Origin of the sequence: Flavobacterium sp. KMS (assembly GCF_000813005.1) — a bacterium.
In the GTDB taxonomy this organism is placed as follows: Bacteria; Bacteroidota; Bacteroidia; order Flavobacteriales; family Flavobacteriaceae; genus Flavobacterium.
Map to the genome: position 1 here is coordinate 301,833 of NZ_JSYP01000002.1, position 22,717 is coordinate 324,549.

A 22,717-nucleotide genomic window follows, 5' to 3' on the forward strand; every position below is an offset into this window, starting at 1 on the left:
TCTTACATTTATGACTCAAATCATAAAGCAAAAACTATCGGTACACTTTCCGGTTTATAATTTTTAATTCGCCTTTCTTCTCTAAGGATTTTATGGCTCTTATAACAGTTTCAACCCGAAGTCCAGATAAATCACCAATTTGTTGTCGCGTAAAATTGATGAGGTGTCCATTTGCATCTTTCTTAAAATTAAAATTAGCAATAGCATAATCAATCAATCGTAATACACGATGTTCGGGTTCATGAGTAGATATTTCGGCAGCCATTACCGATTTGTAATACAACCGTTGTGCTAAGTTTTCGATGATTTTAATACTTATCGCAGGGTTTTCATTTAATAATTTCATGAAACTTTCCTTAGGAACACAAAGTATTTCGGCATCTTCTACAACAACAGCACTAGCGGGATACTTTTGATTTAAGAATAAAGGAGGTTCTCCAAATGATTGACCTTTATAGAAAATTCCCTGAATAAATTCCCGACCATCATCATTATAATTATTCATTTTTACTTCGCCCGAAAGAATCTGATAATAGTACGCAGGCAACTTACCTTCTTTAAAAACAACAGTTGTTTTTGTGAATTTTTTCTGTATTGCGTCGTATTTTTCTAGTAATTCAATAGCAATCATAGGTTTGTTTCTTTCGTTAGTTAAAGCGAATACACAAATATAATTGATTCGAAATAGTTCTCTTGCATAAAAAAACTTTTACTTTTACGCTCGCTATGGGACAAAAATTACAAAACATATATAAAGAAATACGTTTGGCCAAAGTTGAGAATCGAAAATTACTTGCGATTCTTTTGGATCCAGATAAAATTACTTGGCAAAACCTTGATAGCTTATTGCAAAAAATTAATCAATCGCCAGCAACACATATTTTTGTAGGAGGTAGTTTGGTCGAAAGTACTGTTTTGGAAGATTTAGTTTTTCAGTTAAAATTAAAAACTAATTTACCAGTTATGATTTTTCCTGGAGACCCATCGCAAATTTCACCACAAGCAGATGCAATTTTGTTTTTATCATTGTTGTCGGGTAGAAACCCAGATTATTTAATCGAATATCAGGTTCAGGCAGCGCCAATCTTAAAAAAAATGAATCTGGAGATTATTTCAACAGGATATATTTTAATTGAAAGCGGCAATGAAACTGCGGTTGCACGAGTAAGCAAAACAAAACCATTAGATAGAACAAATCTTGATTTGGCATTAGCAACAGCTCTGGCAGGCGAAATGTTAGGGAATAAATTAATTTACTTAGAAGCAGGAAGTGGGGCAAAGCAAGCTGTTCCGTTAGAAATGATTCAGCTGATTTCTCAAAATGTAAACATACCAGTAATTGTTGGTGGTGGAATTGTAGCTTTGTCACAAATTCAGAAAGTGTATGAAATGGGAGCAGACCTTGTAGTTATAGGTACAGCTTTTGAAAACGACATTCATTTTTTTGAATCGTAAACCTTTTTATGTAATAAAAACAAACAAGCTCAATGATTGATTTTTTTCTTAATGCGTATAAAAATGTTCCACTTTGGCATATTGGCTTAGAGTTTCTTGTTTTTGTTTTTGGAATCTTAAGCGTTTGGTTTGCCAAAAAAGAAAATATTTGGGTATATCCTACAGGATTAATAGCCACAGTAATTTCGGTTTATTTGCTTTATATAGCAGGTTATTTAGGCGATATGATGATTAATGGATACTTCTCGATTATGAGTATTTACGGTTGGTACAACTGGGCAAAAGGAACAAATCAAGAAGATACCTTGCCAATTACACGTACAAATATTAAGGAAAAATTAACAGGTATTATCTTGTTTTTTATTACAATTGTTGTAGTTTTCGGCATTTATAAATTTTTCGATTATGAGTTACATAAAGATAATTATATTGATATTCTTGCCTCAGGCATATTCTTTACAGGAATGTGGTATATGGCAAAGAAAAAGATAGAAAATTGGACTCTCTGGATTATCGGTGATATTATTGTAGTGCCTTTATATGCTTATCGTGGGTTAGGAATGTTATCATTCCAATATTTAATTTTTACAATTTTGGCTATTTCAGCTTATTTAGAATGGAAGAAAATCTTAAACAACAGGATACAAGAATATTAAAATTTGCTTTATTTGGTCCTGAAAGTACTGGTAAAACAACTTTAGCAAAGCAACTTGCCTCGTATTATGAAACGGAGTGGGTTCCTGAGTTTGCACGTGATTATCTTCAGGAAAGATGGGAAGAGAATCAGCATATTTGTGTTGAAGAAGATATGATGCCAATTGCTTATGGACAAACAAAATTAGAAAACGAAAAATTAGCTTTAGCAAATAAGTATTTATTTTGCGATACCAATCTTATGGTAACCAAGGTATTCTCAGAGATGTACTATGGTTTTTGTAATCCATTATTAAATGAAGCTGCATTAGAACACGAATACGATTTGTTTTTCCTTACCGATATAGATGTTCCTTGGGAAAAAGATGATATTCGGGATAGTCCAAAAGAACGAGAAAGTGTTTTTTCTGTTTTTAAAGAAACAGTAATCAATACCCAAAAACCGTATATAACCCTATCAGGAAATAAAAAATCACGCTTGGCCAAAGCAGTAGAAATAATTAATGATTTAACGATTGCTAAAGAATTAGGTTTTTCTTCGGCCGATTTTGTACAAATTTACGAGCACGGAATTCCTTTTGAAAAAATTAAAAAGCAATTAGCGATTTTTAAAAACGGAATAGACAAAAGTATTTTAATAAGCCCAGCGACAGTTTTAAACGGGATTTTGAATTTATCAGAGGCTGATTTTGAAATAAAAGCGGCTATGTTTGATGCTAATAAATCGAATTTAAAATTAAAAAAATTCGTTCCGGCTTCTGGGGCAGCAAGCAGAATGTTTAAATTCTTGAATGCATTTCTAAATGATTTTAATATCGAAAAGGAAAGCATTAATGCCTATATCAACAGAAAAAAAGAAAGTCAATTATCTCTTTTTATTATAGGGATGGATAAGTTTCCTTTTTTTGAAGCTGTGGATAAAAAATTAAGGGAAGTATATCCTGATTTTGATTCTTTGAACACAGATTATAAAAATTATTATTTTATAAAAATGTTATTGGCTTCGGATTGTTTTGATTTTGCAAATAAACCAAAAGCGGTCTTGCCTTTTCATCAATATAAAACTCATATTGCAAATCCTATCGAGGAACATTTGCATGAATGTGCTTATTATGCCAGTTCAAATTCTGTTTCTAATTTGCATTTTACAGTTTCAGAAATTCATCAGAGTCAATTTGAAGAGTGTGTTGCTGCTGTTAAAACAAAAATTGAGAAAGAGTCAGGGACAAAAATTGGTATCAGTTATTCTTATCAAAATAAAAGTACCGATTCAATTACAGTCGATTTAGAAAATCAACCAGTAAGAACGGATGACGGACAATTGGTTTTTAGACCAGGCGGACATGGTGCTTTAATAGAAAATTTAAATAATCTGGATGCGGATGTTATTTTTATCAAGAACATCGATAATGTAATCCAGAATCATATAGAGAAAATTGCTTTGTATAAAAAAGCATTAGCAGGAATTTTAATAGAATTGCAAAATAAAGTTTTTGGTTACCTAAATGATATTGAAAATCAACAGATAACTGAAGGAAAAATCGCTGAGGTAGTTTTGTTTTTAAAACAAAATCTAAACATAGAAGTAGCTATTGAAAAACTCACTTTTGAAAATAAAATAAATCGAATAAAAGAAGTTTTGGATAGGCCAATTCGCGTATGCGGAATGGTGAAGAATGAAGGAGAACCAGGAGGAGGGCCATTTTGGGTTCAGGACGAAGAGGGAGTAATTTCGCTTCAGATTGTAGAAGCTTCTCAGGTAGATTTAGCAGACAAAAACCAAGCAGCTATTTTAGCAAATGCAACTCATTTTAATCCGGTTGATCTAGTTTGCGGAATTAAAAACTATAAAAACGAAAAGTTTGATTTAACAAAATTTATAAATCATAACGCAGGTTTTATAGTCGAAAAAAGCGCAGGCAAAAATACTGTAAAAGGATATGAATTACCAGGATTATGGAATGGTGCAATGGCAAAATGGTTAACCGTTTTTGTTGCAGTACCGATAATTACTTTTAATCCTGTAAAAACGGTAAACGATTTATTAAAACCAGCACATCAACCACAATAATGGAAATAGAAAAGATTGTTACAGAACTAACCTATAAAGCTGTTCGTAGTAGTGGTGCTGGCGGACAGAATGTAAACAAAGTATCCTCGAAGGTTGTTTTGAGCTTTGATTTGCGAAATTCGCAAGCTTTATCTGAAGAAGAGAAAATACTTTTGGAAATAAAATTAGCAACAAGATTAACATTAGATACAGTTTTAATCTTGAATTGTGATGAAGATAGAAGTCAGCTAAAAAACAAAAGTATCGTAACAAAACGATTTCTGGAGTTGATTAAAAACGCTTTAATAATCCAGAAACCTCGAAAAGCGACTAAGATTCCAAAATCAGTAATTCGTAAACGTATCAAGGATAAAAAGAACGTTTCGGAGATTAAGCAATCTCGAAAGAAGCCAAATTTAGAATAAAATCCAAAAAAATAAATTCCAAATTCTAATAAAGATGATAGTAAAAACGAGTTTTTGGAATTTGGAATTTAATTTTTGGAATTTGTTTTTTAACACTACATTTGCACTGTCTCAAAGGGGTGCTCTAAATAACGAGCTGAGATCATACCCAAAGAACCTGAGCGAGTAATGTCGCTAAGGGAAAAAACGACAAGTCATAGCGTGCACACTATATTTTGTCGTGAAACATTTATTAATTTAACAAAAAGAATAATTCCCCCTTTTATTCGTAATTTTTTTACGGATGAAAATATTTTTTAAAGGTACTGAGGTACTAAGTTGCAAAGGTTCAAAGTTGAAAAACTATAAGCCATCTCTCTTTTTTCTATTCTCTTTTTTCTATTCTCTTTCTTCTTTCGCACAAGTACAAGATACTACCAAAGTAAATCAATTAGATAATGTGTTGGTTTCGGCAGTACGTGTTACTACGAAAACCCCTGTAAGTTTTAGTAATTTAACTAAAAAAGACATTAAATTCAGAAATTTAGGTCAGGATATTCCTGTTCTTATGAATTATATGCCATCGGTTGTTACGACTTCAGATGCTGGAAACGGAGTAGGTTATTCAGGAATACGCGTACGAGGTAGTGATGCTACGAGAGTAAATGTTACCATAAACGGAATTCCGTATAATGATGCCGAGAGCCAAGGAACATTTTGGGTAAATATGCCTGATTTTGCTTCTTCTGTAGAGAGCTTACAGTTGCAAAGAGGTGTTGGTACCTCAACAAACGGTTCGAGCGCTTTTGGAGCAAGTTTAAACTTATTGACAGATAATTATGCTACAAAAGCTACAGGAGAAATTGCTACTTCATTTGGTTCATTTAATACATTAAAAAACACAGTTAAGTTTAGTACTGGTTTATTAAATGACCATTTTGAAATTGCAGGACGATTATCGACCATAAAATCAGATGGATATATAGATAGAGCAAGCACAGATTTAAAATCCTATTTCTTGCAAGGAGCGTATGTGGGTAAAACAACCTTAATTAAAGCTTTGGTTTTTGGAGGAACCGAAAAAACGTATCAAGCCTGGAACGGAATCGATGTAGAAACTCTAAATACTGACAGAACCTACAACTCTGCAGGAAAGTTTAAAGATGCATTAGGGAATACTCGTTTTTATGATAATGAAACCGATAATTATAATCAAAACCATTATCAGTTACATTGGAGTGAATTTGTGTCCGAAAAATGGAGTACAAATCTTGCAGCACATTATACAAAAGGAAAAGGGTATTATGAAAATTATAAATATGATGAACCCGTTGAAGGTTATGGAGGGATTGAACCGACTAAACTAGTATATAATGATTTAGGAGAATTAGTTCCGGGAACAGATTTAATTCGCCAAAAATGGTTGGATAATGATTTTTATGGAACAACTTTTTCTGCAAAATATGTTACAGATAAACTAGATGTAATTTTAGGAGGAGGCTGGAATAGGTATGAAGGCGATCATTTTGGTAAAGTCATTTGGGCAAGAAATGCTTCTCAAACAGAACTTGGAGATCATTATTATGATGATCATTCGGTTAAAACTGACGGGAACATTTTTGCGAAAGCAAATTATCAATTAACCGATAAGTTAAGTTTTTATGGTGATTTGCAATATAGAAGTGTACAGTATAAAGCCAATAGTAAACAAACTGGTTTGGTCGATGATAATTTTAATTTCTTTAATCCAAAAGCAGGATTGAATTACGAAATCAACTTAAAAAACACCTTGTATTTCTCTTATGCAAGAGCCAATCGTGAGCCAAATAGAACAGATTACGAAGGAGGAAATGTAAAACCTGAGAAATTAAATGACTTTGAATTAGGATGGAGATATAATTCAGAGAAAGTACAATTGACTTCAAATGTGTATTATATGGCATACAAAGATCAATTGATTTTAACAGGAAGGTTAGATGATGTTGGTGCTTCAATTCGTGCTAATACCGAAAAAAGCTACCGTTTAGGGCTAGAAGTAGATGCAACGATTGCCTTGTCGGAGAAGTTTATAATAAGACCTAATTTTACATTAAGTAGTAACAAAAATGTTGATTTGGCTGTAGATGGGGAATATTATGGAACTACAAGTATTGCCTATTCTCCAGAAGTAATAGTAGGGAACATTATTGTTTATAAACCAATCGAAGGATTATATGTTTCGCTATTGCAAAAGTATGTTGGAGAGCAATTCATGAATAATATAGAATTACCAGCTGCAAAACTAGCAGATTATTTTACAAACGATTTGAATATTGCTTACGAGATAAAACCAAAATCTATATTTAAATCGATTACTATAACTGGTTTAGTAAATAATATTCTGGATAAAAAATATGTTTCAAACGGAGCCATGTGGGATATCTATCCGTCTTATTATCCGCAGGCTGGAATTAATTTCTTAGCTGGATTAACGCTTAAGTTTTAAATCAGTTTAGTTTTATATTAAAAAAAGCCTGAAAATTTTAATTTTTCAGGCTTTTCTTTTTTAGTTATAAATACGTAATGTACTTCCAGCTATATCTACACGATATTGTTTAAAATCTAGATTTCTTCATAGGATTGTTTAGCTTTTGATAAATATATTTGTATTTTTTAATATTTATATTGTTAATATAATATTAAAATGTAAGAATAATATTTATTTATTGATATGTTTACGATGGTTAACCAATAACACTATTAATAAAATTAAAAAAGTAAATTATGAAAAAATTAATATTTTCTGCTTTATTAGCGGTAGCATTTAGTGGGCCAGCAATGGCAAATACAGTAGAGTCTGATGTGGCTTCGACTTTTTTTGTAAGTAATTGTGGAGGTGTATATCATCGTACATATATAGAATTTTGTGACATAGGCCTTGAAGATGACGCTTCTGGTGAAGCTTGGGCAGCTTATAAAGAATGTCTTGGATAAATAAAGTTTATTGTTATTAATAATCCGTTTAGATGTTTAGTTTAAACGGATTAAAACTAAATTATATGAAATATAAATATATCCTTTTTTTCTTTTTTTCGATTGGATTAACTGCTCAAAATCTAGCTAAAGTAAATTATATAGTTATGCCAACTAATGGTTCTATAGAAAAAAATGAAACTATAATGAAAATGAGTGTATCATTCAATGGTGTTGATGAAGCATTAAAAAAATTAGAGTATGAGTTGTTGGTAAGTAATAATAGATCTTATTTTCATTTAATCTCAAGTCTTGATTTTAATGAAAGAGCTACAAGATTAGCAAGATCGCTTGCTGGGCGTAAAGAATATTATAGAGATAATAATAAAAATGAACTAATAGAGGTTGTTGATTTTTGGGGGGAATCTTTTAATGTTTTGGCGGATGTAAATAAAGAATGGGAACTTGTAAATGAAACAAAATTAATTAATGGCTATAAATGCTATAAAGCCATTACTGAAAGAAAGATTTGGCTAAAAAAAATAGATAATTTCGCGAAAGTAATAGCTTGGTATTGTCCTAGTATTCCGATGAATTATGGACCAAAAGGATTTGGTGGATTACCAGGATTAATATTGGAATTACAAGATGATAAAATAATTTATTTAGCTTCAAAAATAGAGATTGATGAGAAGTTGAAAATTAATATAGGTGAAATAAAAGGTAAAGTAATTACTGAAAATGACTATTATAAGATAGTAGAGAAAACGAACGAAAATAATATGAATGCGATATCAAAATAATAATTTATAGATTCAAGTTAGAGTAATTAAGAAATTTACGTTTTATAAGTAACCTAACTTATTTGCATCATAGAATATAAAAACTAAATCTTATGAAGTATAAATATATTTTTTTTTTCGATTGTAATAAACGCACAAAATAGTGCTAAAGTAAATTATATAGTTGTGCCCACTGGAGGATCTTTGGAAAAAAACGAAGTTATTGTAAAAGGTAAATTACGTGTGGATGGTATTGATGAAGAACTTAAAAAATTAGAATATGAGTTGTTAATTAAGAATAATAAGTCTTTTTTTTCTCTCTTTTCGGCTTTGGATATAAATGAGAGAATAACAAGAATGGCTAAGATATTCGCTGGACGATATGATTATTACAGGGATAATGATAAAAAGATAGTTTTGAAAATTATTGATTTTTCTGGAGAAATGTTTAATGTTTTATCTGATGATAATAATAATTGGCAGCTTACAAACGAAACAAAAACAATAAATGATTATTTATGTTATAAAGCATTAATAGAGAAAAAAATTCCTTTAAAAAAAACTGACAATACGGTACAAGTAATAGCTTGGTATTGTCCAGCTATACCATTAAGTTATGGACCGAAAGAATTTGGTGGATTACCAGGGTTAATATTAGAATTGCAAGATGATAAAATAATCTACTTAGTTTCAAAAATAGATTTAGATTCAAAAATAGATATTAAGATTAAAGAAGTAAAAGGAAAAACAATTACAGAAGATGATTTTAACAAAATAGTAGAGCAGACCCATCAGAATAATTTAAATGCAATATCAAAATAATACTTTTAAATGCTTCGTTATATACTATTCTTTCTTTTTTCAACTTTTTCTTTTTCTCAAACAAAAAGCTTTGTAGGGATAGTTTCTGATGATGTTAATAAACCATTAGAGTCTGCTAACGTAATCGCTAAACCATTGCAGGAAAATGCCAGTTTAAAATTTGCTATTTCAGATAATAGAGGACGTTACAAATTGGAGCTTGATAAAAAAGCTAAGTACGAGGTAACAGTTTCTTATATTGGGTTTATAGAAGAGGTTTTTATATTAGACCCTGAATCAGATAAAATTTCTCATGATTTTAAATTAAAACCCACAGGTGAAAACCTTAAAGAGATTGTGATTAAACATGATTTTAAGCCAGTTATAGTTAAAAAGGATACCTTGATTTTTGATGTGAAGGCATTCTCTAATGGAAATGAACGCAAAATGAAAGAAATTTTGGAAAAATTACCAGGAGTAGAAGTTGATAAAAATGGAACTGTAACTGTACAAGGAAAAAAGGTAACTAAAATGCTGGTTGAGGGGAAATCATTTTTTGGTGGTGGATCAAAATTAGCGGTAGAAAATATTCCAGCAGATGCCCTTGATAAAATTGAAGTAATTGATAATTTTAATGAGGTCGGATTTATGAAGCATGTCTCGGATACGGATGATTTGGCTATAAATGTAAAATTAAAAGAGAATAAGAAAAAATTTGTTTTTGGAGATATAGAGTCAGGAGCAGAAGTAGGTACCGACGAAAATGGGTTTTATTTGGCACATGCTGCTTTGTTTTATTATAGTCCTAAGGCTAATTTTAGTTTTATAGGTGACCTTAATAATATAGGTAAGAGTACTTTTACTTTTGATGATTTACTGCGATTTAGAGGAGGAATAAGTAGTTTTATTTTGGGAAGAAAGTCTTTTACTAATTTATATTCTTATGTTAAAGATAATACAGATATGGAAAAGAATAAGTCCCAATTAGGGGCTTTAAATTTTAGCTTTGATATTTCGCCTAAATTATCTGTTTCTGGATTCTCTATCTTTTCTAACGTTTTGACAAAGTCTAGGATAACTAATAAGAATGAGTATTTAAATAATAGTATTATTGATTATGAATACAAACTTCGAAATGCTGATAATAAATCAGTACTAGGAATTGGAAATGTAAAACTAGATTATTCTCCCAGTAATAAAGAAAAATGGTATTATAATGGACAATATCAGTCCAGCACAAATGATTTGTCTAGTGTTTTAACCTCCATAACAAATACAGATTCAAGTCTTTTTGAGACAATTAGTAAAGCAGATAATGTATCAGTAAAGCAATATATCGAATGGCATAAAAATTATGATTTATATCATACTACTACTTTTGTGATTAATCAAGCGTATGATAAACTTACACCGAAAAATTATTGGTCTACTAACCAACCTTTTTTGACAGGGTTGATTCCATTAATTAAAGATGAAATGTATAATGTGCAGCAGATTAATGAAATAAAAAATAATACTATTGATGCATTATTTAAGCATTATTGGGTTATTAATAATTTTAATCATCTATATGCTAATGTTGGTAATAATTTTGGAACATCTAAATTTGATACTTCAGAGAAACAATTTCTAACAGATGGTACTATTAATGACTTTGTGAATGCAGGTTTTGGTAATAATGTAAAATATCAATTAAATGATACTTATGTTGGTTTAGAATATAAATTTAAGATAGGTAAGTGGACAAATAAACCGGGTGTTTATTTGCACTGGTATCAGATGAAGACTAAACAAAATGATGAAAATATTTCATTGGGAAGAACGTTTTTTCAGCCACAATGGAATAGTGATTATGAGTTTAATAAGTCAGAAATATTGAATTTTGCATATAAATTAGTGAACAGTTTCCCCGAAGCCAATCAATTAGCCAATCAATATACTTTACAATATTATAATGCAGTTTATAAAGGAGATGCATTATTAAAGAATGAAAGATACCACTCGGCTAATTTGCATTATTCAAAAATGAATATGTACAGAGGGATTGTATGGAATGGAATGGTAAATTATTCGAAAAAAGTAAAAGTTATTCGGAATGAAGTTGAACTGGAAGGAATTAATCAATATAATACACCTGTTTTAACGGATAATCCTGAAACAAATTGGAATTTTGATGGTTCGTTCTCTAAAAAAATTTATCGATTTAATTTAAAATTAAATGTAAACCTTAGTTGGCTTGATTATACACAGGTTTTAAATGATATAGCCACAAATAATCAAAGAAATAACCAAGAAATAGGGGGCGTGTTTAGAACAGCTTATAAGAAGTGGCCTTATTTTAGTGTTGGTTATACTAAAGGGTATAGCGAATTTTTAAGTAGCTTGAAATCTAATTACCAAACAGATGCTATAAAATCAGAATTTGAGATTAATTTGTTTAAATTTTGGACTTATAAAATTGATTACAAAAATCTAAAAAATACAGATAATAATAATCAATCTAATTTCTATGAAATAATGAATACATCATTATTTTATCAAAAGAAAAATAGTCCCTTAGGATTTGAACTTACGGTAAATAATTTGCTTAATGTAAGAAAAAAAGAGACTTATTCCTTTTCGGATTATATGATTAGTGAACAAACAACTTATATTTTACCCCGAGTAATTTTGTTTTCGATAAACTATAAGCTGTAATTTCCCTTAATTATAAATACGTAATGTACTTCCAGCTATATCAACACGATATTGTTTCATAGGATACTCTTTATCCCCTAGTCCTGTAAATAAACTATAAACGCTTTTGTCACAAGAACAAACAGCATTTATGCCATCGATAGTCATAGCTACGCAACTTGATATCGCTTCATTAGGGCAAGCAGCATCAAAAACATTATATGAGGTTTCGCCAACTTTCATTACAATTAAACCTTTTGCTCCATAGTTAGGAATATATACAGGATTGCTTATAAATTTAAGATTAGAATAGGCAGGCAAATTCGTATCAATGGTAAGATTTACCGAATAATTTGGAATATTAGGATTTTTACTTCTGTCACGACTATCACTACAAGACATGAGCAGAACAACAAACAGGGATAAAAGCCAGAATTTTTTCATTATTATAAAAAGAATTAGTGAAACAAAATTAATTTAATTAGATTTGAAATCTATATGATTAACATATAATTATGTACTATTAAAAATAATAGTATCTTTGTAATAAGAAATCCCGTCCCGATGGGATTTTTTCTATTTATATAAACGATGAAGTTATGAGTAAAGTATCTTATTATACAGCAGAAGGATTAAAAAAATTAAAAGATGAATTGGAGCACTTAAAAAGTGTAATGCGTCCAAAGGCATCTCAAGATATAGCCGAAGCAAGAGATAAAGGTGATTTATCTGAAAACGCCGAATATGATGCAGCCAAAGAAGCACAAGGCCTACTTGAAATGCGAATTTCTAAGATGGAAGAAGTGTATTCGAATGCAAGATTAATAGATGAATCGCAATTAGATGTTTCTAAAGCGTTGGTGCTTTCTAATGTAAAAATTAAAAATCAAAGCAACGGTATGGAAATGAAATATACGCTTGTTGCAGAAAGTGAAGCAGATTTAAAAACTGGAAAAATATCAGTTACTTCTCCAATAGGAAAAGGGTTACTTGGAAAATCAGTTGGCGAAGTTGCAGAAATCACAGTACCAAACGGAGTTTTGAAATTTGAAATTCTTGAAATTACAAGAGACTAAATTTTTAGTTTAACTATTTAATCGTTAAATCGGTTAAACGATTAACCAAATAAACGAATAAACAATGTCAATATTTACCAAAATAGTAAACGGAGAAATTCCAAGTTATAAAATTACCGAAGATGATAATTTTTTGGCGTTTCTGGATGTAAATCCAAATGCTAAAGGACACACGCTTTGCATCCCGAAGAAAGAAATCGATAAGATTTTTGATATGGATGATGAATTATATCTAGGATTAATGCAGTTTTCTAAAAAAGTTGCAATTGCTCTGGAGAAAACAGTTCCATGTAAAAGAGTAGGAATGGCAGTAGTAGGACTTGAAGTTCCTCATGCACACGTACACTTGATTCCGCTTAACGAAATGGATGAAATGCGTTTCCATAATAAAGTATCACTTAGTAAAGAAGAATTTGAGGCTTTGGCCAAAAGTATTCAGGCTAATTTATAGGTCTTAAATAAGTATCTTTTAAATAAAATAAAACCACAAATTCAATTCATGAGTTTGTGGTTTTTTATTTTTAAGATGGAGAATTTATTTTGTAATTAAGTTGGATGATTGTTCCCTTTCCTATTTCAGATTGTAAAACCCTTATCTTTCCGCTATGATACTCCTCGACAATTCTTTTTGTTAATGAAAGACCTAATCCCCAACCTCTTTTTTTGGTTGTAAAACCAGGTTCGAATATGGTTTTAAATTGTTTTTTAGGAATCCCAATTCCAGTATCCGAAACGTTTATTTTTACTAAGTTTCCGTCTTGCTCAATTTTCAATGACAAATTGCCTTTTCCTTTCATAGCATCAATGGCATTTTTTACCAAATTCTCAATAGTCCAACTATGAAGAATAGGATTAATCATAACCATAATTGGATTCTCGGGTGTCTGGCAAGAAAAATTTACTTGTTTAGAGAAACGAGATTGTAAATAATCATAGGTGTTTACTGTTTCCTGAACAATATCTTTATTTTCAAGAACTGGGGTAGATCCTATTTTCGAGAAACGATCGGTAATAGTTTGTAAACGCTCAATATCTTTCTCAATCTCTAAAGTAATTGATTGGTCAATATTTTCAGTCTTTAAAAACTCGACCCAACCAATCAGAGATGATAATGGAGTTCCTATTTGATGAGCTGTTTCTTTTGCCATTCCTGCCCAAAGTTTATTTTGGGTAGCCATTTTGGTACTTCTGTAAAAGTTATAAACCAAGCCTCCAAACAAAAAGATAATCAATAATAAAGCAATTGGATAATACTTAAGTTTATTTAATAATTCGGAGTTGCCATAATATAGTTCCTGATGTTTTCCAGGAGCATACTCAATTACAATTGCCTCATTCTCCCGTTTTAGTTTGCTTAAAAAAGAACTAGCCTTTTGTTTATCTTTTATAACGGTTTCATCAATATTTACTGCACTTATAATACTGTCCTTCTCAGTTAAAATAATAGGAATCGAAGTGTTGTTGCTAAAAATTTGTAATGGTAATTCGACATCGGTATTTTCATCAGCATTAATCAATGTTTTTTGAGCATTAGCCCAAAGATTCATTTTTAAGCGTTCCTCATTTTTAAAAATCTGAAAAAAGGTATAAGTGTTCCAAAGAATTAAGGAAATAATCAAAAAGGAAGCACAAATAATGATCCATCGGGTTGTATTTCTTCTTTCTGAAAAAAACATAAATTAAATTTTGAGGTATAAATATAACGAAATAAACATAGTATATATTTTGTACGGGTACAAAGATTTTTATTTTTAAAATGAATAGACTTCTTTCGAAACTTAAACGATTTATGTACTTTTGTTGTCTTCTAAAAATGATTAGAAAAATAAAAGTATGATTAGTATTGATCCAAAGGAAATTCCGACCGCAAAAGTGCAAGGTTATTTACAAAGTGCAGTTGGACCAAGGCCTATTGCTTTTGCAAGTACTATAGATAAAGACGGAAATCCGAATTTATCGCCATTTAGTTTCTTCAATGTTTTTAGCGCCAATCCGCCTATTTTAGTTTTTTCACCCTCTCGAAGAGTACGTGACAATTCTATAAAACATACTTTGATAAATGCCGAAGCTACACGCGAAGTTGTTATTAACGTGGTTAATTATGATATTGTACAACAAACATCGCTTGCTAGTACAGAATATGCCGATGGTGTAAACGAATTTATAAAATCGGGATTAACACAAATCCCATCGGATATTGTAAAACCGTATAGAGTAAAAGAGTCGCCAGTACAGTTTGAATGTAAAGTAACTCAAATTATTCCGTTAGGGACAGAAGGAGGAGCAGGGAATCTTATTCTTTGTGAGGTGGTAAAAATTCATATTCACGAAGCAATTTTGGATGAGAATGGAGCAATCGATCAACATAAAATAGACTTGGTTTCCCGCTTAGGAAGTAATTGGTATTCAAGATCGAATCAAGGACTTTTTGAAGTCGAAAAACCCCTTACAACTCTAGGAGTAGGAGTAGATGCGATACCTGATTATGTAAAGGAAAGTCCTGTTTTTGACGGGAATGATTTAGGTAAATTAGGGAATATTGAAGCCTTGCCTACAACAGAAGAAGTTAGTATATTTGTGAAAGAAAACTTTTCTGTGAAGGGAGTATTGAGCTCAGATGATGATGTAAAAGTGCATCAAAAAGCTAAAAAGTATCTTGATGAAAACGATGTAATATCGGCTTGGAAAGTACTTTTGGCTAAGAAAATAAAAAAATAAATAACAATTAAATAAAAACGGAGATGGAAGTTACAGGAAAAGTAAAAGTTGTTAATCCAGAACAACAAGTTAGTGCATCATTCAAAAAAAGAGAACTTGTAGTTACTACAGAAGAGCAATATCCTCAACACATCATGATCGAATTTACTCAAGATAAATGCGATTTGTTGAGTAGCTATAAAACAGGAGATCCAGTAAAAGTTTCAATTAACTTAAGAGGAAGAGAATGGGTTAATCCACAAGGAGAAACTAAATACTTTAATAGTATCCAAGGATGGAGAATCGAAAGATTAGATACAGCTGCTCCAGCTCAAACTCCACCAATGCCTGCTGCAGAAGCTTTTGCTCCAGCAACAAACTTAAATGAAGACGAACCAGACGATTTACCATTTTAATCAATAGGTTTTGATTTTATAATAAACAAACCCGGCAATTTTTTCAAATTTGTCGGGTTTTATATTTTACTTAAAAATGTATCATTTATCCGAAGTTTTATTTTTTCCGCCAGTTTCAGAAGCCAATTATGATGGTATTTTGGCAATTGGAGGTGATTTATCTCCAGAACGATTACAGCTAGCTTATCGAAGCGGAATTTTTCCATGGTTTAATGAAGGAGAACCAATATTATGGTGGTCGCCAAATCCTAGAATGGTTTTGTTTTTAGATGAATTGATTGTGACCAAAAGCATGCGCAATATTCTTAATCGAAACATCTTTAAAGTTACTTTCAACCAGAATTTTAGAGATGTAATTTCAAATTGCCAGAAGATAAAACGTGATGGTCAAAACGGAACATGGATTTCTAATGACATGATTGAATCCTATTGTAAACTTCATGAGATGGGTTTTGCAAAATCGGTTGAGGTATGGGAGAATGATGTATTGGTAGGTGGTTTATATGGTGTAGATTTAGGACATGTTTTTTGTGGAGAAAGTATGTTCTCTAAAGTGTCTAATGCATCCAAAGTTGCTTTTATAGCTTTAGTAAATAAATTAAAAAATGAGAATTATAAACTCTTAGATTGTCAGGTTTATAATCCACATCTTGAAAGTTTAGGATGTCGGGAAATTGAACGTGATGTTTTTATGCAAATTTTAAATAATGATGAGTACTAGTTACATTGTAAAGGAACTTTATATCTATCCTATCAAAAGTTTGGCAGGAATTAGTTGTAAAAGCGCTAGGGCAGAAGAAATGGGGTTTGAAAATGACCGCAGATGGATGCTTGTTGATGAATTTAATCAATTTATTACTCAAAGAGAATATCCTTTTTTAAGTCAGTTTTATCCACAAATTTTGAATGGAAAAATGACAATAACATATCTAGACAAAAAGCATGAGTTTTTTATTGATGAAAATTTAGGAACACCTATTTCTTCGATGGTATGGGATGATAAAAGCGAAGTTGTTGAGGTAAATAAAACAACTTCTGAATGGTTTACTGCTCAGCTAGGATTTACTTGTAAACTAGTCAAAATTATTAATAGCGGAGATAGAAAACATACAAATTCAAAACTAGATACCACATTTAATGTTAGTCTTGCCGATGGTTATCCGTACTTATTAATCGGAAGCGAAAGCTTGGATAATTTAAATGAAAAGCTCGCAGAAAAAATAACTGTTTTAAGGTTCAGACCCAATATTGTAATTACGACTACTATTGCACACGAAGAAGATACTTTCGAAGCTTTTCAGATTGGAAATGGTAAATTCAAAAATATAAAACCTTGCGGAAGATGTATTATGGTAAATAATGATCCTAGTAAAGGTGTTGTGAAAAAAGAACCATTAAAAACATTAAGCAAGTACCGTAAAGTTGATAATTCAGTTTTCTTTGGTACAAATTTAGTGTGCCTGGAAAATGCTATTATTAATGTTGGAGATGCTATTGTTTTTTAGAAATTCAGTTTAGTAAAGTTCCAATTTATCGTGTCAAAAAGAACTAATTGATTATTTAATGTAGGTAAATCCAAAATTAGTTTTAATGTTTCGTGTGCCATCATTGTGCCGATTATTCCAGGTAATGTTCCAAGAACACCGTTGAGGTTACAATTTGGCACATCTTTAGGATCGGGCATTTCAGGGAATAAATCGCGTAAGTTTTTACTATTATTATGATTAAAAACAGCTACTTGTCCTTCAAATTTTAGAATACTTCCGTAGACCAATACTTTGTTTAAATTCACACATGTGTCATTAACGAGATATCGTGTTTTAAAATTATCCGAACCATCTACAACAATATCAAAATCCTGAATAATTTGAGACGCATTTTCTGGAGTTAATTTTTCTTCAAAAGCGATAACAGTAATTAATGGATTTAGTTTTTCGACTACGGTTTTAGCAGTCAGAGTTTTGGCATGACCAACAGCTTCTTCGGTATATAAAATCTGACGATGTAGATTATGAATTTCTATAATGTCAAAATCTATAATACCAATAGTTCCTACTCCCGCAGTTGCTAGATATTGCAAAATAGGACAGCCCAAGCCACCTGCACCGATAACTAATACTTTTGCTTGTTTTATTTTTTCTTGCCCAATATCACCAATTTCAGGCAACATCATTTGGCGGTTATAGCGTAAAAAATCTTGTATAATACTCATTCTATATGTTTAAAGTAAGAGGTGAAATGTGAAATGAAATTAAGATTCGAGAGTATCTGGTTTAATGACTTTAAGATATTTGACTATATGTTCTATCCCAATCTTTCCAAACTGGCTCATAACCTGATTCTTTGATGATTTTAGCGATTTCCTGAGCCGAACGTTCATCGCTAATCTCGAATTGTTCTAATGATTGTGGGTCAACGACATATCCGCCAGGATTAGTTTTTGAACCTGCACTCATACTCGTCGTTCCAATCGGAATAATATTATTTCTGAATTTTTCATTTTCACGTGTCGATATAGAAATTTCCAGATCTTCATTCCATAATCGGTACGCACAAATAAGTTGCGTTAAATCTTTATCATCCATAATAAAATTGGGTTCGATAATTCCTTCGGCAGGACGTAATCTGGGAAAAGAAACTGAATACTTAGTTTGCCAATATTTTTTCTGGAGATAATCGATATGCAAAGCATTAAAAAAACTATCGGTGCGCCAATCTTCCAATCCTAAAAGAACTCCTAATCCGATTTTATGAATACCCGCAGTTCCAATTCTGTCAGGAGTTTCCAGTCTAAAATCGAAATTTGATTTTTTGCCTTTAGTATGGTACTTTTTATAAACTTCCTGATGATACGTTTCCTGATATACCAAAACAGAGTAAACTCCAGCTTCATGAAGTTTTTCATATTCTTCAGCAGAAAGCGGCTGAACTTCGACAGAAATAATCGAAAAATGCTCTCTTATTTGATTAATTGCATTCAGGAAATAATTAATATTTACAGTATAATTTGCTTCGCCAGTTACCAATAAAACATGGTCGAATCCAATATTTTTTAAAGCTTCAACTTCCAGTTTAATCTCAGGGTCTGAAAGTGTTTTTCGTTTGATTTTATTGTCCAAGCTAAAACCACAATAGGTACAAATGTTCTGGCATTCGTTACTTAAATAAAGTGGCGCATACATTTGGATTGTTTTACCAAAACGTTTCTTAGTAAGTTCATGGCATTCTTGCGCCATTTGCTCTAAATAAGGCAAAGCTGCTGGTGAGATAAGTGCCAGAAAATCATCAAGATTTCGTTTATTTTTAGTCAAAGCGCGTTCTACTTCCTGTGGGGAGGTTTGGTATATTTTGGATTGGATGGTATTCCAGTCGTATTGATTAAAAACAGATTTGAATGTGTTCATTTGAATTTTGTTTGTTTCACGCAGATTTTACAGATTTAAGCAGATAAAAAATGATTTAATTTTTAATTGAATTTTACTGAATCTTATATCTGTTGATGTTTTTATATTTTATTAGCAATTCTTTTGATATCATTTAAAATGTTTAAAGTGTTGAAATTAACTAATAATCCTAGTTTTTTATTTGTGAGCCTTAGATAAGTGGCAAGCTGTTTATAGTGTATTGGAGCTATTTCTTCAACTGATTTTAATTCAATTATCACTTGTCTTCTACCAAAAGATCTAGTCTAAAAGCAGGTTCTAGTGTTATTTCTTCATAAAGAATTGTAACTTCAACTTGTTTCTGGACTTGTAAATTAATTTTTGTCAATTCATAAAACAAAGCGCTTTCATAAACAGATTCAAATAATCCTGGGCCTAAATTATTATATACTTTAAAAATTGCTCCTCGCACTAGATATGATATTTCATTCTCTGTCATTATCCTTTAATTTAAATTCGATTCAAAATTAAAGAATTTTCTTTCTTTTTTAATGTTTTACTTTTCAAGTAGATTTTAGCAGATAAACAAATAATAATCATTTTAAATCAGCTTAAATCCCCTTAAATCTGCGTGAAATAACTTTGTTAGTATAAAAAAGAAGTCAATGGGCTCGAAGCTACAGCTTGATTATATTGTTTTCCTAGTTTAGCCTCAAATGCTTTTCGACCTGCAATTACAGCTTCTCTAAAAGCTTCGGCCATTAATTCAGGATTTCCGGCTACAGCAATCGCAGTATTAACTAAAACAGCATCAGCACCTAATTCCATTGCTTTTGTAGCATCTGACGGGGCTCCGATTCCAGCATCTATAATTACAGGAACATTGCTTTGTTCTATTATAATTTCTAGAAAATCGATTGTTTTTAAACCTTTATTACTGCCAATAGGAGAGCCCAAAGGCATTACAGCGGCTGTCCCTGCATCTTCCAATCGCTTGCATAAAACGGGGTCTGCATGTATGTACGGCAGAATAATAAAACCTAGTTTTGCTAATTCTTCGGTAGCTTTTAAAGTTTCGATAGCATCAGGCATTAAGTATTTTGGATCAGGATGAATTTCGAGTTTTAGCCAATTGGTTTCAAGAGCTTCACGTGCTAATTGAGCAGCGAATATTGCTTCTTTTGCATTTCTTGCTCCCGAAGTATTTGGTAATAAATTAATCCTCGGATGTTTTAAATGTGATAAAATAGCATCGGTTTCAGTTTCTAAATCAATACGTTTTAAAGCAACTGTAACCAATTCACTTCCCGAAGCTAAAATAGCTTTTTCCATTTCCAGATTTGAGCCAAATTTTCCTGTCCCCAAAAACAAACGGGATTCAAGTAATTTGTCGCCTATTTTAAATGATGACGTTTGCATATAATTTTTCGTTAAGTTGTGTAATGAGTTTTCCTTTTTCGGGACTTTTGGTAATTATTCCAGAAACAGCAATTCCATGAACTCCAGTTTCTATTAATTGATCAACGTTTTCTAATGTGATTCCGCCAATAGCATAAATAGGAATTTCGAGATTGTTGGATTTGATTTTTTGTATGATTTCATGATATCCTTCTATGCCTAGAATCGGACTTAACTTTTCTTTGGTTTCTGTGAACTGAAATGGACCAAGACCAATATAATCACAACCATTTTTTATGTGATTTGTGATATCTTCGAATGTATTGGCTGTTCCGCCAATAATTTTTGTATTGCCTAATATGGCTCGTGCTTCGTCTATTTTTGTGTCCGAAAGTCCTAGATGTACACCATCGGCAGCAATTTGTTGAGCCAGATAAACATTGTCGTTGATGATGAAATTGGCTAGATATTCTTCACATAAAAATTTTACAGCTTCTGCTAAAGCAAAAGAATTCTTTGTTGTTTGGTTTTTAAAACGCATTTGTACCCAATCACAGCCATTATCTAACGCCTGATGAATATTGTACAATTGTGCCTCGATTGTATTTCCTTGTGAGATGTATTGTAGTTTATTATACATAATGATAGCCGATTAAGGTTGAAGTTGAATTCAAGTATTTTTCGATATAATTTTTGGCATTTATACAGGCTGATTTTAAATCTTGACCTAAAGCTAAATTAGCAGCAATAGCCGATGATAATACACAACCTGAACCATGTTTTGCGTAACATTTGGTGTTATTTGGCGAAAGCACGAAAACTTCATTTTGAGTATATAAATAATCAGTTCCAATTGCTTTGTTATTATGTCCGCCTTTTAATAAAATAGTCGTTGGAATTTGTTTGTTTAATTGACTTGCGTCAAAATTGAAATCAGGAAATAGCTTTTTTACTTCATTATAATTTGGTGTAATCAAATCAATTTTAGAAAGTATCTCGATTAAATCTGATTTGTTTTCGATGGTAATAAAATCAAATTCGGTTGTAGATTTTAAAACTGTATCCCAGACTATTTGAGTTGTAGGAGAAAGTTCTTTTATATTAAAAACAATTTCTTTTAAATAATGTAGAGAAGGCACAATCCCGATTTTCACCACCTTTATGTCATAATTTTCAAAAAGTGTTTTTATGGAACGTAACACAAAATCAAGAGATGTCCATTCTATTTTAAAGAATTCTTTTTCTGTCTGAATTGTATTTCCTGTATTTATGGCAAGTCCAGAAACATGATGTTGCTCAAAAGTTTTGCAATCTGCCAAAACTCCTGCGCCACCAGAAGGGTCAAAACCAGCTATTGTAAGTACGAAAGGACGATTTTCTGACATGATTTAAAATTTTTAATTGGATTTTCTACATTCCAAATACTTCCTAATAAAGCAACATTATCAAAACCACTTACCAGCGTTTTTTCTATGTTTTCAGTATTAATTCCGCCTAAAGCAATCAGTTTAGTTTTTGTATTAGTTCTGTCTTTTATGGCTTCAAACAAATCTGTTTTAGGAAGATAATCCTCTTTAGAAATACTCGGATAAACTGGACTCAAAAAAGCATATTCAAATTCGGGAGCTAATAAATTAAAATCGTGAATTGAATGGGTTGATGTTGATAAAACTATATTTTTAGACCTACATGGTTTTGTAAACCTTGCAGGAAAACCAAGATTGTTTTTTCTTTTCTCTTCTGTAAAATGGACTCGGTTAATCTTAAAGTTTTCTATCAATTCATGATGATTATGTAATACCAATCGAGATCGGAATTCGGGACTTATCTGTTCGACAAACGAAATCATTTCCTTTAGCGAATAATCTGGTTTTCGCACATGAAACAATTGTAATCCTTCCTCAAAAAGAGAATGGATTACATTGATTTCATTTGCTATAGCAGTTGGATTTGATAGAACTATCATAATCTTT

24 protein-coding genes and 1 pseudogene are annotated in these 22,717 nt (G+C 31.3%); 15 read left to right on the forward strand and 10 right to left on the reverse strand.

Translation table 11 applies throughout. The features are described from left to right. Window positions 1-34: 34 nt before the first annotated feature. Window positions 35-631, reverse strand: coding sequence for a Crp/Fnr family transcriptional regulator (locus tag OA93_RS04045; RefSeq protein ID WP_039111841.1), 597 nt, complete (start codon window positions 629-631; stop codon window positions 35-37). Window positions 632-726: 95 nt separating this feature from the next. Between OA93_RS04045 and OA93_RS04050 the strand changes: the two genes are divergently transcribed. From OA93_RS04050 to OA93_RS04090, 9 genes are all read left to right on the forward strand, one after another. Then, complete coding sequence (locus OA93_RS04050) at window positions 727-1,455, forward strand: geranylgeranylglyceryl/heptaprenylglyceryl phosphate synthase (RefSeq protein ID WP_039111842.1); 729 nt, start codon at window positions 727-729, stop codon at window positions 1,453-1,455. Window positions 1,456-1,487: 32 nt separating this feature from the next. Continuing rightward, window positions 1,488-2,111: a nicotinamide riboside transporter PnuC gene (gene pnuC / locus OA93_RS04055; RefSeq protein WP_039111843.1), complete on the forward strand. Its 624-nt coding sequence runs from the start codon at window positions 1,488-1,490 to the stop codon at window positions 2,109-2,111. Beyond that, window positions 2,072-4,180 carry a DUF4301 family protein gene (locus tag OA93_RS04060; RefSeq protein WP_039111844.1) on the forward strand — a complete coding sequence of 703 codons (2,109 nt, stop codon included), beginning with the start codon at window positions 2,072-2,074 and terminating at the stop codon, window positions 4,178-4,180. The genes pnuC and OA93_RS04060 overlap by 40 nt, the downstream gene beginning before the upstream one ends. Beyond that, window positions 4,180-4,584, forward strand: coding sequence for an alternative ribosome rescue aminoacyl-tRNA hydrolase ArfB (gene arfB, locus OA93_RS04065; protein ID WP_039111845.1), 405 nt, complete (start codon window positions 4,180-4,182; stop codon window positions 4,582-4,584). The genes OA93_RS04060 and arfB overlap by 1 nt, the downstream gene beginning before the upstream one ends. 283 nt (window positions 4,585-4,867) lie before the next feature. Next, on the forward strand, window positions 4,868-7,048 hold the full coding sequence (locus OA93_RS04070) for a TonB-dependent receptor (RefSeq protein ID WP_039111846.1): 2,181 nt from the start codon (window positions 4,868-4,870) through the stop codon (window positions 7,046-7,048). Window positions 7,049-7,326: 278 nt separating this feature from the next. Continuing rightward, window positions 7,327-7,536, forward strand: a complete 210-nt coding sequence (locus tag OA93_RS04075) for a hypothetical protein (protein WP_039111847.1) — start codon at window positions 7,327-7,329, stop codon at window positions 7,534-7,536. A gap of 65 nt (window positions 7,537-7,601) precedes the next feature. Next, window positions 7,602-8,318, forward strand: coding sequence for a GLPGLI family protein (locus tag OA93_RS04080; RefSeq protein ID WP_165572087.1), 717 nt, complete (start codon window positions 7,602-7,604; stop codon window positions 8,316-8,318). Window positions 8,319-8,423: 105 nt separating this feature from the next. Further along, entirely contained in the window at window positions 8,424-9,119 is a 696-nt protein-coding gene (locus OA93_RS04085; protein WP_276203394.1) for a GLPGLI family protein, read from the forward strand. Between the two features lie 9 nt (window positions 9,120-9,128). Further along, on the forward strand, window positions 9,129-11,795 hold the full coding sequence (locus OA93_RS04090) for a carboxypeptidase-like regulatory domain-containing protein (RefSeq protein WP_039111850.1): 2,667 nt from the start codon (window positions 9,129-9,131) through the stop codon (window positions 11,793-11,795). 6 nt (window positions 11,796-11,801) lie between these two features. On the opposite strand, the gene OA93_RS04095 is transcribed toward OA93_RS04090, so the two are convergent. Next, the gene (locus tag OA93_RS04095; RefSeq protein ID WP_039111851.1) at window positions 11,802-12,218 is read right to left on the reverse strand and encodes a hypothetical protein; all 417 of its coding nucleotides are present in this window, start codon (window positions 12,216-12,218) and stop codon (window positions 11,802-11,804) included. 155 nt (window positions 12,219-12,373) lie between these two features. Here OA93_RS04095 and greA point away from each other — a divergent pair, with 155 nt between their 5' ends. After that, window positions 12,374-12,850 carry a transcription elongation factor GreA gene (greA, locus tag OA93_RS04100; protein WP_039111852.1) on the forward strand — a complete coding sequence of 159 codons (477 nt, stop codon included), beginning with the start codon at window positions 12,374-12,376 and terminating at the stop codon, window positions 12,848-12,850. A 64-nt stretch (window positions 12,851-12,914) separates the two neighbouring features. Further along, a complete protein-coding gene (locus OA93_RS04105) occupies window positions 12,915-13,301 on the forward strand; it encodes an HIT family protein (RefSeq protein ID WP_039111853.1) in 387 nt (128 codons plus the stop codon). 70 nt (window positions 13,302-13,371) lie between these two features. On the opposite strand, the gene OA93_RS04110 is transcribed toward OA93_RS04105, so the two are convergent. Further along, on the reverse strand, window positions 13,372-14,526 hold the full coding sequence (locus OA93_RS04110; protein ID WP_039111854.1) for a HAMP domain-containing sensor histidine kinase: 1,155 nt from the start codon (window positions 14,524-14,526) through the stop codon (window positions 13,372-13,374). A 157-nt stretch (window positions 14,527-14,683) separates the two neighbouring features. Here OA93_RS04110 and OA93_RS04115 point away from each other — a divergent pair, with 157 nt between their 5' ends. The 4 genes from OA93_RS04115 (at window position 14,684) to OA93_RS04130 (ending at window position 17,468) form a co-directional block, all read left to right on the forward strand. Further along, window positions 14,684-15,568 carry a flavin reductase family protein gene (locus tag OA93_RS04115; protein ID WP_039111855.1) on the forward strand — a complete coding sequence of 295 codons (885 nt, stop codon included), beginning with the start codon at window positions 14,684-14,686 and terminating at the stop codon, window positions 15,566-15,568. A 23-nt stretch (window positions 15,569-15,591) separates the two neighbouring features. Continuing rightward, window positions 15,592-15,963: a DUF3127 domain-containing protein gene (locus tag OA93_RS04120; protein ID WP_039111856.1), complete on the forward strand. Its 372-nt coding sequence runs from the start codon at window positions 15,592-15,594 to the stop codon at window positions 15,961-15,963. 76 nt (window positions 15,964-16,039) lie between these two features. Continuing rightward, window positions 16,040-16,684 (forward strand): leucyl/phenylalanyl-tRNA--protein transferase, encoded by a 645-nt coding sequence (gene aat / locus OA93_RS04125; protein ID WP_039111857.1) that lies wholly within the window; start codon window positions 16,040-16,042, stop codon window positions 16,682-16,684. Continuing rightward, window positions 16,671-17,468 carry an MOSC N-terminal beta barrel domain-containing protein gene (locus tag OA93_RS04130; RefSeq protein WP_240474661.1) on the forward strand — a complete coding sequence of 266 codons (798 nt, stop codon included), beginning with the start codon at window positions 16,671-16,673 and terminating at the stop codon, window positions 17,466-17,468. The genes aat and OA93_RS04130 overlap by 14 nt, the downstream gene beginning before the upstream one ends. On the opposite strand, the gene OA93_RS04135 is transcribed toward OA93_RS04130, so the two are convergent. The 7 genes and pseudogenes from OA93_RS04135 to OA93_RS04165 all read right to left on the reverse strand — a co-directional run bounded on the left by OA93_RS04135 (window position 17,465) and on the right by OA93_RS04165 (window position 22,710). Further along, window positions 17,465-18,175 (reverse strand): HesA/MoeB/ThiF family protein, encoded by a 711-nt coding sequence (locus OA93_RS04135; RefSeq protein WP_039111859.1) that lies wholly within the window; start codon window positions 18,173-18,175, stop codon window positions 17,465-17,467. The genes OA93_RS04130 and OA93_RS04135 overlap by 4 nt on opposite strands. A 70-nt stretch (window positions 18,176-18,245) precedes the next feature. Beyond that, window positions 18,246-19,367 carry a 2-iminoacetate synthase ThiH gene (thiH, locus tag OA93_RS04140; protein WP_039111860.1) on the reverse strand — a complete coding sequence of 374 codons (1,122 nt, stop codon included), beginning with the start codon at window positions 19,365-19,367 and terminating at the stop codon, window positions 18,246-18,248. A 101-nt stretch (window positions 19,368-19,468) separates the two neighbouring features. Next, window positions 19,469-19,845, reverse strand: a pseudogene (locus OA93_RS04145) (GxxExxY protein). 146 nt (window positions 19,846-19,991) lie between these two features. After that, window positions 19,992-20,765 carry a thiazole synthase gene (locus OA93_RS04150; protein WP_039111861.1) on the reverse strand — a complete coding sequence of 258 codons (774 nt, stop codon included), beginning with the start codon at window positions 20,763-20,765 and terminating at the stop codon, window positions 19,992-19,994. Beyond that, a complete protein-coding gene (locus OA93_RS04155; protein ID WP_039111862.1) occupies window positions 20,746-21,384 on the reverse strand; it encodes a thiamine phosphate synthase in 639 nt (212 codons plus the stop codon). Before OA93_RS04155 ends, OA93_RS04150 begins: the two co-directional genes overlap by 20 nt. Next, window positions 21,377-22,129, reverse strand: a complete 753-nt coding sequence (locus OA93_RS04160; RefSeq protein ID WP_039111863.1) for a hydroxymethylpyrimidine/phosphomethylpyrimidine kinase — start codon at window positions 22,127-22,129, stop codon at window positions 21,377-21,379. Before OA93_RS04160 ends, OA93_RS04155 begins: the two co-directional genes overlap by 8 nt. Further along, entirely contained in the window at window positions 22,096-22,710 is a 615-nt protein-coding gene (locus tag OA93_RS04165; RefSeq protein WP_052259370.1) for a thiamine phosphate synthase, read from the reverse strand. The genes OA93_RS04160 and OA93_RS04165 overlap by 34 nt, the downstream gene beginning before the upstream one ends. Between the last annotated feature and the right edge of the window lie 7 nt (window positions 22,711-22,717).